The 12,088-nt window shown below is 69.4% G+C and carries 14 protein-coding genes; 7 read left to right on the top strand and 7 right to left on the bottom strand.

What is annotated here, in order from left to right; genetic code table 11:
* The first annotated feature begins 279 nt into the window (after positions 1-279).
* Genes ACNPM4_RS00090 through ACNPM4_RS00100 form a run of 3 tightly spaced genes read left to right on the top strand, consistent with a single transcriptional unit; the run spans position 280 to position 3,226 of the window.
* On the top strand, positions 280-1,386 hold the full coding sequence (locus ACNPM4_RS00090; RefSeq protein WP_448984258.1) for a heme/hemin ABC transporter substrate-binding protein: 1,107 nt from the start codon (positions 280-282) through the stop codon (positions 1,384-1,386).
* Positions 1,383-2,456: a FecCD family ABC transporter permease gene (locus ACNPM4_RS00095; RefSeq protein ID WP_105710745.1), complete on the top strand. Its 1,074-nt coding sequence runs from the start codon at positions 1,383-1,385 to the stop codon at positions 2,454-2,456. The genes ACNPM4_RS00090 and ACNPM4_RS00095 overlap by 4 nt, the downstream gene beginning before the upstream one ends.
* Positions 2,453-3,226, top strand: coding sequence for a heme ABC transporter ATP-binding protein (locus ACNPM4_RS00100; protein WP_448984260.1), 774 nt, complete (start codon positions 2,453-2,455; stop codon positions 3,224-3,226). Before ACNPM4_RS00095 ends, ACNPM4_RS00100 begins: the two co-directional genes overlap by 4 nt.
* Before the next feature lie 26 nt (positions 3,227-3,252).
* On the opposite strand, the gene ACNPM4_RS00105 is transcribed toward ACNPM4_RS00100, so the two are convergent.
* A complete protein-coding gene (locus ACNPM4_RS00105; protein ID WP_262002812.1) occupies positions 3,253-3,702 on the bottom strand; it encodes a MarR family winged helix-turn-helix transcriptional regulator in 450 nt (149 codons plus the stop codon).
* A 63-nt stretch (positions 3,703-3,765) separates the two neighbouring features.
* Between ACNPM4_RS00105 and ACNPM4_RS00110 the strand changes: the two genes are divergently transcribed.
* A complete protein-coding gene (locus ACNPM4_RS00110) occupies positions 3,766-4,134 on the top strand; it encodes a VOC family protein (protein ID WP_262002814.1) in 369 nt (122 codons plus the stop codon).
* 48 nt (positions 4,135-4,182) lie between these two features.
* On the opposite strand, the gene ACNPM4_RS00115 is transcribed toward ACNPM4_RS00110, so the two are convergent.
* Positions 4,183-4,551, bottom strand: a complete 369-nt coding sequence (locus tag ACNPM4_RS00115; RefSeq protein WP_372468163.1) for a sterol carrier family protein — start codon at positions 4,549-4,551, stop codon at positions 4,183-4,185.
* A gap of 3 nt (positions 4,552-4,554) precedes the next feature.
* Positions 4,555-5,019 carry a hypothetical protein gene (locus ACNPM4_RS00120; RefSeq protein WP_448984263.1) on the bottom strand — a complete coding sequence of 155 codons (465 nt, stop codon included), beginning with the start codon at positions 5,017-5,019 and terminating at the stop codon, positions 4,555-4,557.
* A 70-nt stretch (positions 5,020-5,089) separates the two neighbouring features.
* Between ACNPM4_RS00120 and ACNPM4_RS00125 the strand changes: the two genes are divergently transcribed.
* The 3 genes from ACNPM4_RS00125 to purD all read left to right on the top strand — a co-directional run bounded on the left by ACNPM4_RS00125 (position 5,090) and on the right by purD (position 7,853).
* Positions 5,090-5,623, top strand: a complete 534-nt coding sequence (locus ACNPM4_RS00125; protein WP_448984265.1) for a GNAT family N-acetyltransferase — start codon at positions 5,090-5,092, stop codon at positions 5,621-5,623.
* 90 nt (positions 5,624-5,713) lie between these two features.
* Positions 5,714-6,388 carry an NUDIX hydrolase gene (locus ACNPM4_RS00130; protein WP_448984267.1) on the top strand — a complete coding sequence of 225 codons (675 nt, stop codon included), beginning with the start codon at positions 5,714-5,716 and terminating at the stop codon, positions 6,386-6,388.
* A gap of 187 nt (positions 6,389-6,575) precedes the next feature.
* Positions 6,576-7,853: a phosphoribosylamine--glycine ligase gene (gene purD, locus ACNPM4_RS00135; RefSeq protein ID WP_448984269.1), complete on the top strand. Its 1,278-nt coding sequence runs from the start codon at positions 6,576-6,578 to the stop codon at positions 7,851-7,853.
* A gap of 161 nt (positions 7,854-8,014) precedes the next feature.
* On the opposite strand, the gene ACNPM4_RS00140 is transcribed toward purD, so the two are convergent.
* The 4 genes from ACNPM4_RS00140 to ACNPM4_RS00155 all read right to left on the bottom strand — a co-directional run.
* Complete coding sequence (locus ACNPM4_RS00140; RefSeq protein ID WP_029263084.1) at positions 8,015-8,743, bottom strand: amino acid ABC transporter ATP-binding protein; 729 nt, start codon at positions 8,741-8,743, stop codon at positions 8,015-8,017.
* The gene (locus ACNPM4_RS00145; protein WP_105710736.1) at positions 8,740-10,218 is read right to left on the bottom strand and encodes an amino acid ABC transporter substrate-binding protein/permease; all 1,479 of its coding nucleotides are present in this window, start codon (positions 10,216-10,218) and stop codon (positions 8,740-8,742) included. Before ACNPM4_RS00145 ends, ACNPM4_RS00140 begins: the two co-directional genes overlap by 4 nt.
* 125 nt (positions 10,219-10,343) lie before the next feature.
* The gene (locus ACNPM4_RS00150) at positions 10,344-10,883 is read right to left on the bottom strand and encodes a GNAT family N-acetyltransferase (RefSeq protein WP_448984272.1); all 540 of its coding nucleotides are present in this window, start codon (positions 10,881-10,883) and stop codon (positions 10,344-10,346) included.
* A 66-nt stretch (positions 10,884-10,949) separates the two neighbouring features.
* A partial coding sequence (locus ACNPM4_RS00155) for an MFS transporter (protein ID WP_448984274.1) occupies positions 10,950-12,088 on the bottom strand: 1,139 nt, incomplete at its 5' end.

Below are 12,088 nucleotides of genomic sequence, written 5' to 3' on the forward strand. Positions count from 1 at the left end.
GCATGCGCGGGCGGGACGATCACCGCACCGGCCGCGACGAGGAGGAAGGAGACGAAAGCGGCGAGCAGCACGCGTATGCGGGTGCTCCCTGAGGATGCTGTGGCTGTGGCGTTCACGGTTCTCCACGGCTCCGGGCACGCAGAAGAGCGCGCGCCGGCGGTGCCGCAATGCAGTCGGGACGAAGGGTCGAATGTTGGTTAGGCTTGGCTAAGCAAGCCGCCGTTCCTGAGCGTAGAGGTGTGAATCAGCGCGCGTCAAGTTTTAGGATAGCCTTGCCTAATGCGTCGCGTCTTTGCCGTCTTCCTCGTCGCCGCTCTCGCCATGGGTCTCACCGCGTGCGCCGAGCCCGGAGCGACCGCCGCACCACCCGCCACCGCCGAAGACACCTGCGCGCAGGCATCCGTCCCGCTCTCCTCGCTCGACGTGATCGACGACGTGCGCGGATATGAGGGCCCTTCCACCGCGTGCCTCTCCAGCCGCGCGATCGAGGCCGTCGACGACGACACCGCGCCGAAGCTCCCGGTCACGGTGACCGACAGCGAAGGCCGCGAGATCGAGATCACCGATGTCCACCGCATCCTCCCGATCGACATCTCGGGCACGATCGCCTCCACCGTCTTCGCCCTCGGACTCGGCGACCAGGTCGTCGGCCGCGACGCGTCGACGGTCTTCGCCGGCACGGAAGACCTGCCCGTCGTCACCAAGACCGGACACACGCTGAACGCCGAGGCGATCCTCGAGCTCGCACCGACCGTCGTCCTCACCGACACCACGATCGGTCCGAAGGAGGTCCGTCAGCAGCTGCGCGATGCGGGCATCGCGGTCGTGGTGATCTCCAGCGACCGGCGACTCGACACCACCGACGAGCTGGTCACCGAGATCGCCACCGCCCTCGGGGTGCCCAGCCGGGGCGAGGCGCTCATCGCGCGGCTCGACGCCTCGGTCGACGAGACACTCGCCGAGATCGCCGAGGTCGTGCCCGCCGACGAGTCCGATCGCGCGCGCATGCTCTTCCTCTATGTGCGCGGCAGCGCGAACGTGTACTACATCTTCGGGGAGGACTCCGGCGCCGACTCCCTCATCGACGCGGTGGGCGGGGTCGACGTCGCGGCCGAGATCGGCTGGGAGGGCATGAAGCCCATGACCGCCGAGGCCCTCGTCGCCGCGCAGCCCGACGTGCTGGTGATGATGACCGACGGACTCGAATCGGTCGGCGGCATCGACGGGCTCATCGAGCGGATCCCGGCCGTCGCCGAGACACCGGCCGGAGCGCACCGTCGGGTGATCGACATGGCCGACAGCGAGATCCTCAGCTTCGGCCCGCGCACCGCCGATGTGATCGGCGCCCTGGCCCGCGCCCTGTACGCCCCCGAGCCCGCGAAGTGACCGGCGAGGTCGTCACTCCGACGCCGACCAGGCACCGGGGGCTCCGGTTCGCCCTGGTGACGGTCGGCCTGGTCGTCGCACTCGCGATCACCTGCGTCGTCTCGATCACGAGCGGGCAGTACGACCTGTCCCCCACCTCGCTGGTCGGCGTGCTGCTGCGCGGCATCGGCATCGACACCGCTTGGGCCCCCTCGGCATCCACCGACTACGGCGTGATCTTCAACCTGCGGATGCCGCGCATCGTGCTCGGGCTCCTCGTCGGCGCCGCGCTCGCCGTCTCGGGCGTGCTCATGCAGGCGATCTTCGGCAACCCCCTCGCGGATGCCGGTGTCGTCGGTGTCTCCTCGGGCGCGGCGCTCGGAGCGGCGGCGAGCATCACGTTCGGACTCGCGACGTTCGGCATGTGGACCACGCCCGCCTTCGCGTTCCTCGGCGGACTGATCGCGGTGTTCTCGGTGTACTTCATCAGTCGCTCCGGAGGCCGCACCGAGGTCGTGACGCTGCTGCTCACCGGCATCGCGATCAACGCCATCGCGGGCGCCGGCATGGCCTTCTTCACCTTCCTCGGCACCACGTCGACCCGCGAACAGATCGTGTTCTGGCAGCTGGGTTCGCTGAACGGCGCCCTGTGGTCGAACATCCAGCTGGTGGCCCCACTCGTGCTGATCGGCGTGGTCGTCGCACTGATCGTGGCACCCAGCCTCGATCTCTTCGCCCTCGGCGAGCGCACCGCGCGTCACCTCGGTGTCAACGTCGAACTGCTGCGGATCGTGGTCATCGTGACGGTCGCCCTGCTGGTGTGCGCGGCCGTCGCCTTCGCCGGGATCATCGGCTTCGCCGGGCTCGTCGTACCGCACCTGATGCGCATGCTGATCGGCCCCGCCCACCTGCCGCTCGTGATCGCCTCGGCGCTCGGCGGCGCACTGCTCATCGCCGTCGCCGACCTCGTCGCTCGCACCGCCGTGCCGCTCGCCGACCTGCCGATCGGCATGATCACCTCGCTCGTGGGCGGCCCGTTCTTCCTGTGGCTGCTCGTGCGCACACGCCGCCGTTCGGGAGGATGGGCATGACCGCGCGGCTCCGCGGCTCGGGGCTGACGGTGCGTGTCGGCGAGGGGCGGACGATCCTGGACGACGCCTCCATCGAGATCCACCGCGGCGAGATCCACGCCCTGGTCGGCCCCAACGGGGCGGGCAAGTCCACCCTGTTCGGGGTTCTTGCGGGTGACGTCACCGCGCAGGCGGGAACGGTCGAGATCGACGATCAGCCCATCGAGCAGATCAAGCCGCGCCTGCTCGCCCGCGAACGCGCCGTGCTGCTGCAGGAGAACACGGTCACCTTCCCGTTCAGCGCCGAGCAGGTCGTGCGCATGGGTCGAACGCCGTGGGCACGCACGCCGGCCGCGGACGACGACGACGAGCGGGTGGCGGCCGCCATGGCGCAGACCGAGGTGACGACACTCAAGGCTCGCGCGGTGCCTTCGCTCTCCGGCGGCGAGCGTGCCCGCGTCGCCCTCGCCCGGGTGATCGCCCAGAGCACCGGCATCCTGCTGCTCGACGAACCGACCGCCGCCCTCGATCTCAAGCATCACGAAGACGTCATGCGGCTGATCCGTGGACGGGCGGATGACGGCATCGCCGTGGCGATCGTGCTGCACGACCTCAATGCCGCACTCGCCCACGCCGACCGGGTCACGCTGCTCTCCGACGGCCGGGTCGCGGCGACGGGCCCGGCGGCCGAGGTGCTCACCGCCGAGCGGATCGAGCACGTCTACGGTCAGGCGGTCGACGTGTTCCCGCATCCGACCACCGGGGTGCCTTTGGTGGTCGCTCGGCGCTGAGTCGCGTCCCGGCCACGCGCGCCGGACTACTCCTCGTCGCGCAGGGAGCGGATCATGCCCCGGAGGATCTTCCGCGCGCCCGCCTGCTCGGCCTCGGTCATGCCCGACAGCATCCGGACCTCGACCGAACGGACGGCGGCGGTCGCCTTCGCGAGACTCTGCCGGCCACGGTCGGTGAGGCGGGCGGGGAGGGCCTTCCCGACCGGCGGCTCGGCGGGCCTGGTCACGAAGCCGTCCCGCTCGAGGGCCTGGAGCAGCACGTTCATCGACTGGCGGGTGACGAACGCGCCGCGCGCGAGCTCGGAGTTCGAGAGGCCGGGGCGCTGGGAGAGCAGCTCGAGGCAGGAATAGTGCGTGATGGTCATGCCGAGCGGGCGCAGTACCTCCTCCATCGAGGCGCGGAGAGCGCTGGACGCCTCCTTCAGCAGGTAGCCCAGCGACGTGTCGAGCTCGATGCCGGCGCGATCTTGACTCATGTCAGTAGTCTGACATACGCTTGCTCATGTCAGAAAACTGACACGAAACGAAGGACTCTCGTCATGCCCGTCACCGGCCCCGACTTCCTCTCCCTCCAGGCGCGCGACCTCGCCGCCTCGCAGGCGTTCTATGAGAACTACCTCGGACTCATCCGCTCGCCGGCGGGCCCCCCGCACGCCGTCGTGTTCCAGACGACGCCGATCGCGTTCGCGCTCCGGGACATCGCGCCCGGCACCGACCTGACCGATGTCGCGCAGCCGGGAATCGGCGCCGCGATCTGGCTGCACGCCACCGACGTCCAGGCGATCCACGATCGACTCGTCGCCGGCGGCCACACCATCGTGGCCGACCCGATCGACGGCCCCTTCGGTCGCACCTTCACCTTCTCCGACCCCGACGGCTACCGGATCACCCTCCACGACCGGGCATGACCCGCACCCCTCCGGGGCGGACCGCCGTCACCTCTGCGTGCGCTCGCGTTACGGACGAACCGGGAGCACGTCGCTGAGATCCGCGCGCGTGCCGGAGGCATGGATGCGACCGCCGGCCGCGGCATCCGTCCACACCTCCGTGCCCGTGGCCACCGCGATCCAGGTCGCGGCATCCATCTCGACGACGTTCGGCGGTGTGCCGCGCGTGTGGCGGGGGCCCTGGATCACCTGCACCGCGCCGAACGGAGGCACTCGGACCTCGACGCTGTTGCCCGGGGCCTTCTCGTCGAGCAGCTGCAGGAGGTAGCGCACGGCGGTGGCGAGGTCGGTCCGCTGCGGCTTCGCGCCGGCGGCATCCGCGTCGCGAACGGCATCCAGTGCCGAACGTCCGTCGATGATGTCGATCTTCCTGGCCATCGCTCAGCTCTCCCCCACGACAACGACCGACCAGGCCCCGACCGCGTCCCGACCCAGCCCGTTCGCCGTGACCTCGGTCGCGGCATCCATACCCATGTCGATGCGCTGCGGCTCGCCGTCGCAGACCAGGTCGTCGGTGCGGATCGTCTGCGACATCGCGGAGCCGCCGGCATCCGATCCGCTCAGCGCGATGTCGGCGCTCATCGTCTCGGGACCGAAGCACGCGAACAGCACCGAGACGATCGCCGTCGGCTCATCGAACGCGGCGGTGACCCCGCCTTCGCCGACGACATCCGAGAGCGGGGACGCCAACCCGGCGAGCGTCGCGAGAGACCCGGCGACCTCGCGGGAGTCCTGCGTCGCCATCCAATCCTGCACGGCGTCGGTGTCGACCTCGGGCGTCGCGGAACACCCGGTGAGCACCGCCATCAGCACCGCGGCCAGCGCGAATCCCCGCCATCGCCTCATCCCGCGAGCCTACCTTCGGCGCGCGTCCGCGTCGGCGACGCGGACCCCACGAAACGGGGATCATGGAGGCATGAGCATCGCCCTTCGCCCCTGGACGCCCGCCGACGCGGAAGCTCTGCAACAGGCGTGGCAGACGGCGCCCGACCTCGCCACCCAGTTCGGATCCGCCGAGCTCACCTCGCCCGCGGCGGCGCGCGCCTACATCGACGAATCGCTGCTGTTCGACGAGCGGGCGAGGAACTGGGCGATCGTGGACGACGGTGTCGCCGTCGGCAACGTGGCAGCCACCGCGATCGAGCTCCGCCACGAAACGGCCTGGATCTCGTACTGGCTCGCACCCGCCGCCCGCGGCCGCGGACTTGCGACGGACGCCGTGCTCGCGGTGTCCGATTGGGCGTTCCGGAACGGGCTTCATCGACTCGAACTCGGCCACCGTGTGAACAACCCCGCCTCCTGCCGGGTGGCGACGGCATCCGGCTACCGGGCGGAGGGCATCGAACGCGAGAAACTCCGGTACGGCGCGGAGCGGTTCGACATCGAACTGCACGCACGGCTGCGCAGCGACCCCGCCCCCGCTTCGTCACTGTCGCTCACGATGGCGTGAACCACGCCGCTCGGCGGCATCGCTCGCGCACGCTCCGCGGCGCCAGGACACGCCGGCCACGGGCACCGGACGCGTTCTAAGCTCGGACGCATGAGCATGCATCCGCAGGGCGCCCGCGCCGAGCTGCTCGCCGCCGTCGCCGACCACTCGTGGGGCGTGCGGATCCCGCCGCTCGCCGACCCGCACAACGCGCACGACGCCGCAGTGCTCATCCTGTTCGGGGTGTTGGACCGTGTTCCCGCGCCGACGGCCGACGCTGCCGTCGCGCGCGACCTCGACGTGCTGCTGCAGCGGCGGGCGCCCACCCTTTCCTCCCACCCCGGACAGGTCTCGTTCCCCGGCGGCCGCGTGGAGCCCGACGACGCCGATCTGGTCGCCACCGCGCTGCGTGAAGCCGAAGAGGAGACCGGTCTCGATCCGGACGGAGTCGAGATCCTCGCCACGCTGCCCGTGATCCCCCTCGCTGCGAGCAATCACCTCGTCACGCCGGTGCTCGCCTGGTGGCAGTCGCCGTCGAGGGTCGTGGCCGTCGACCATGCCGAGACGGTCGAGGTGTTCCGGGTGCCCGTCGCTCAGCTGCTCGACCCTGCGTCCCGGTTCACCTCGACGCTCACGCGGATGGGTCACACCTTCCGCGGACCGGCGTTCGACGTCGACGGGACGATCGTGTGGGGGTTCACCGCGATGGTGCTCGACGCCCTCTTCGACGCCACCGGCTGGACGGTGCCCTGGGACGCCACGGTGGAGCGGACCGTCGAGGTCTGAGGCGGTCTGCGGCGGTCTGCGGCGGTCTGCGGCCCAGACTCCGGGCCACCACCCGTTCACAACTCCTCAAAAACGTGCCGATAAACGACGACATGCCGCCGAAGCGCGCCCCGGAGCGCAGTTTCTCCTGAGTTGTGAACGCGCCACACACCGAAACCCGACGCGCGAGCCTCGGTAGTCTGGACGGGTGAAGATTCTCGTCCTCGGTTCCGGTGCCCGTGAGCACGCGATCATCCTCGCCCTGCGGGCCGAGCAGACGGAGCACGAGATCTTCGTCGCTCCCGGCAACGCCGGCATCGCGCAGGATGCGACCCCCGTCTCGGTCGATCCTCTCGACGGCGGAGCGGTCACCGCGTTCGCCCACGAGCACGCGATCGACCTGGTCGTCGTCGGGCCGGAGGCCCCGCTCGTCGCCGGAGTCGCCGACGCCCTGCGCGTCCGTGGGATCCCGGTGTTCGGACCGGGCAAGGCTGCGGCCCAGCTCGAGGGCTCGAAGTCGTTCGCGAAGCGGGTGATGGATGCCGCCGGAGTGCCCACCGGACGCGCTGTCCGTGCCGCCAGCACCACCGAGGTCGAGGCCGCCTTCGACGATCTCGGCGCTCCGTACGTGGTCAAGGCCGATGGCCTCGCGGCCGGCAAGGGCGTCATCGTCACGTCCGACCGCGCCGAGGCTCTCGCCCACGCCCAGCAGTACCTTCCCGCGGGCCCGGTGCTCATCGAGGAGTTCCTCTCCGGCCCCGAGGTCTCCCTGTTCTTCCTGAGCGACGGCGACACCGTGCGTGCGCTCAGCCCCGCGCAGGACTTCAAGCGCGCACTCGACGGCGACGCCGGACCCAACACCGGCGGCATGGGCGCATACTCCCCGCTGCCGTGGCTCGCCGAGCAGTTCGGCAGCGAGCAGGCCTTCGTCGAAGAGGTCACGCGCGACGTGGCCCTTCCCGTGGTGCGGCAGCTCGATGCGGAGGGCACGCCCTTCATCGGGCTTCTCTACGCGGGTCTCATCCTGACCCCGGCGGGTGTGCGCGTGATCGAGTTCAATGCGCGCTTCGGCGACCCCGAGACGCAGATCGTGCTGCCCCGACTGGCCACTCCCCTGTCTCAGCTGCTGTTCGCCGCGGCATCCGGCACCCTCGAAGACCAGCCGGAGCCCGAGTTCAGCGATGACGTCGCGATCACGGTCGTGCTGGCCAGCGAGGGCTACCCCGAGGCGCCGCAGACCGGACGCCCGATCGAGGGCCTCGCGGATGCCGCGGCCGTCGAGGGCGTGCGCCTCGTGCACGCCGCGACCGCGAGCCCGGATGCTCCCGGCGGATCGCTGATCGCGACCGGCGGCCGAGTGCTGAACGTGGTGGCCGTGGCCTCCGACTTCCGCACCGCGCGCGACCGTGCGTACGAGGCCATCGCCCGTATCCGTCTCGACGGCTCGCACTACCGCACCGACATCGCCGCCCGCGTCGCGGACTAGCCCCCGCTCCCTGCGCCTGCGCCTGCGCCTGCGCCTGCGCCTGCGCCGAGTGTACGGCTTATCCGCGAGCGCACGGCCTGTTCACGTGAACTATCCGTGCACTCGGCACGAACCCGTGCACTCGGCGACAGCGCGAGGGCGAGAGCGAGAGCGTGCGCGGGTCAGAGCACCTTCGAGAGGAAGTCCTTCAGTCGCTCGTTCTTCGGGGCGCCGAACAACTCGGCGGGCGCGGCCTCTTCGACCACGACGCCGCCGTCCATGAAGACCGTGCGGCCGGAGACCTCGCGGGCGAAGCCCATCTCGTGCGTCACCAGCACCATGGTCATGCCGCCCGAGGCCAGGTCGCGGATCACCTGGAGCACCTCACCGACCATCTCGGGGTCGAGGGCGCTCGTCGCCTCGTCGAACAGCATGATCTCGGGGTCCATCGCGAGCGCGCGGGCGATCGCCACGCGCTGCTTCTGTCCGCCGGAGAGGGATGCCGGCTTCGCGTCGGCCTTCTCTGACAGGCCGACCCGCTCCAGCAGAGCCAGCGCCCGCTCACGCGCCTGCGCCTTCGTCATCTTGCCGCACTCGACCGGCGCGAGGGTGATGTTCTCGAGCACGGTCATGTGGGGGAACAGGTTGAAGTGCTGGAACACCATGCCGATGCGCTGACGCACCTCATCGAGCTTCACACTCTTGTCCGTCAGGTCGACGCCGTCGATGATGACGTGTCCCGAGGTCGGCTCCTCGAGCTTGTTGAGGCAGCGCAGCAGGGTGGACTTGCCCGAACCCGACGGGCCGATGACGGCGACGACCTCGCCGTCTTCCACCGCCAGGTTGATGCCCTTGAGCACCTCGTTGTCGCCGAACGACTTGTGCAGGTCCTGCACCACGATCTTGCTCATGCGTTGAACGTCCTCTCCAGGCGGTTCGCGAGCAACGTCAGCAGCGTGATCACGATGAAGTAGATGATGGCGACGATGGTCAGCACCTGCGCTGACAGGTACGTCGACGCGATGATCTGGCGGGACACGAACGTCAGCTCCGCGAGGCCGATGACGCTGATCAGCGACGTGTCCTTGAGGGTGATGATGCCCTGGTTCACGAACGACGGGATCATGATGCGGAACGCCTGCGGGAGCACGACCTTCTGCATCGTCTTCCAGTGACTGAGCCCCAACGAACGCGAGGCCTCGTTCTGACCGGGATCGACCGCCTGGATGCCGCCGCGGATGATCTCGGTCATGTACGCGCCCGTGTTGAGCGAGAGCGTGATCGCACCGGCGACGAAGGGATCGAACTTCAGGTCGGGGATCAGCTGCGGGATCGCGAAGAACACGAAGAACGCCTGGATGAGGATCGGGGTGCCACGGAAGACGTAGACGTACGCGGTGGAGATCCACCGCAGGGGAGCGAACTTCGCGAGACGGCCGAAGCCGAAGATGATGCCGAGGATGAAGGCGGCCACGACCGCGACGAGAGTCGCGAGGATGGTGAGCCAGAGCCCCTGCATGAGCGCGGGCCAATATTCGACGGCCACCGAGATGATGTCCGTCGGCTGCGCGGACTCCTCACCACCGGAGAGGTAGGTGTCGACGATCTCGTCGTACTCGCCCGAGGACTGGAGGTTCGCGAGTCCCGCGTTGAACATCTCGATCAGTTCGGGGTTCTCGCCCTTGTTGACCGCGAAGCCGTACTCGCCGCCCAGCTCGGGCTTGCCGATCAGACGGAAGCCGGACCCCTGCTGGATGCCGTAGGCCAGCACCGGGAAGTCCTCGAAGTAGCCGACCGCCTGGCCGGCCTTCACGGCATCCACCATGTCGGTCGTGTCCTGGTACGGGGTGACCGTGAAGCCGTACTCATCCTTGTTCTCGTCGGCGAAGGTCTGACCCTGCGTACCGGTCTTGACGGCGACGGCCTTGCCGTCGAGGTCGTCGAGCGACTGGATGTCACTCGCCTCGAGTACGCCGAGCTGGATGCCGCTGGTGAAGTACGGCTCGCTGAAGTCGAACGTCTCCTGGCGCGCCTCGGTGATCGACATGCCGGCCATGACGGCGTCGACCTGGTTCGACTGCAGCGCCTGCACGGCGGCGTCGAATCCGAGCTGGCGGATCTCGACCTCGAAGCCCTGGTCTTTCGCGATCGCACGGAGCAGGTCCATGTCGATGCCGACGAGGTCGCCGTCCGCGTTCGTGAACTCGAACGGCGCGAACGTCGTGTCGGTTCCGATGACGTACTTCTCACCGTCGTCCGCGGCGGTGGCGGGGGCGGCTCCGGCCAGGAGGGCTCCGACGGCGACGAAGGCGACGAGCGCTGCCGCGCCGACAGTGCGAACAGACCGGCGCAGTCGCGCGATCGCGGGGGTGGAATTTCGGACCACGACGGGTGCTCCTCGGGATCGGATGAGGCGAGCGGACGGCCGCCGAGGATCCACCTTAGCCGCCGCCTCGGCGTACCCCCGCCTCGACCGGTCTGCTCGAACCGTGAGGAAGGGCTGATCCGCGCTCAGGACGGCGACAACTCGATCCAGTACCGCCGCACGCGCGGCTGTCCCGGCTCCGAAGCATCGACCACGTCTTCGAGCTCTCCACCGGCGCCCTCGATCGTGCGGATGGAGCCGACGTTGTCGTCGTCACAGGTGAGCATCACGCGGTCATATCCCTCGGACTTCGCGAAGCGGAGCACGAGCCGGAGGGCCTCGCGCACGATCCCCTCCCGACGCCGGGAGGGAACGGTCGCGTAGCCGATGTGGCCGCCGAAGCGACGCAGCCAGTCGTTGAGCTCACGACGGAACGCGATGAACCCCACGACGCGGTCGCCCTCGGTGATCCAGAAGAAGTCGCACGGCACGAGCCCCGCAGGAAGGACTGCACCCGGGGTGGCGTACAGCTCGGCCTTCGCGACGAACGCCTCGCACGCCGCCCGGTCGGGCACGAGCCCCTGCTCGTAACCGCCTCCGTCGATGTGTCCGCCGTCGAACTCGGCCACAGCAGCGGCCCAGGAGTCGAAGAGGTCGATGGTCGGTCGAACGAGAGCGATCGTCATCGCCCGATGACACCAGAAAGGCACCGTATCCGCAAACCGACGGACACGGCACCCTCCCGAACTCGACTACTCGGGACGCGCGGCTGCGGGAGCCGCGGCATCCGCCTTGTCGTAGCGACCGAGGAACAGCGAGGCGACGAGCGCGACCACCATGACGCACGCCGGCAGCAGGATCGCCTGCGACATGCCCGCGGCGAACCCGTCGGCCACCTGCGGCGGCAGCGTTCCCCCGGTCGAGATGCCGGCCGGTGCATCGGCGAGACCGGGCAGGTTCACCTCGAGGCGGGATTGCATGAACGCGGCGATGGATGCCGAGCCGATGACCGACCCGATGGTCCGGGTGGTGTTGTAGATGCCGGCACCGGCACCCGCCTGGCGCGGCGGGAGTTTGCGCGTCGCGGTGGTCGCGAGCGGCCCCCACATACCCGCGTTGCCGATGCCCATCAGTGCCGACGGGAGCAGGAACATCCAGATCGGGGTGTCCATGTTGATCAGGGCCGAATACCAGATCAGCGCACCGGCGACGCAGAGCAGACCCGGGATGAGGATGATGCGCGGATCCACCCGGTCGAGCAGCTTGCCCGCCGCCGGAGCGAGCGCACCCGAGAGCACCGCCATCGGGATCAGCAGCAGCGCCGCCTCCGTGGGGGTGAGCCCGCGCGCGGTCTGCAGGAAGAACATCATCGGCAGCGACATGCTCGTCACCGTGAAGCCGACCGCGGCGATGGCGACGTTCGCTCCCGAGAAGTTGCGGTCGCGGAACAGCTCGAGCGGTACCAGCGGTTCGCTGCGTGTCTTGGCCTGCTGCAGGATGAACAGCCCGAGAACGATGAGTCCGACGATGATCAGACCCCACACCGAGATGGGACCCCAGATCACGCCCCAGTCGAACTTCTCGCCCTCCTGGAGGCCGAAGACGATGAGGAAGAGCGCCACGGCGCTCAGCACGACGCCGACGATGTCGAAACGGTGGGGATGGGTCGCGAGCTTCGGCACCAGGCGCCAGGCGAGCACGAACGCGACGATGCCGACCGGGATGTTCACGAAGAAGATCCACTCCCAGCCGAAACCGTCGACGAGCAGGCCGCCGACGAGCGGACCGACGAGCGTCGCGACACCGGCCGTCGCACCCCAGAGGCCCATGGCGGCACCGCGGCGCTCCGGGGGGAAGGTGCGCGTGATCACGGCCATGGTCTGCGGCGTCA

This window comes from Microbacterium umsixpiens, assembly GCF_053543675.1.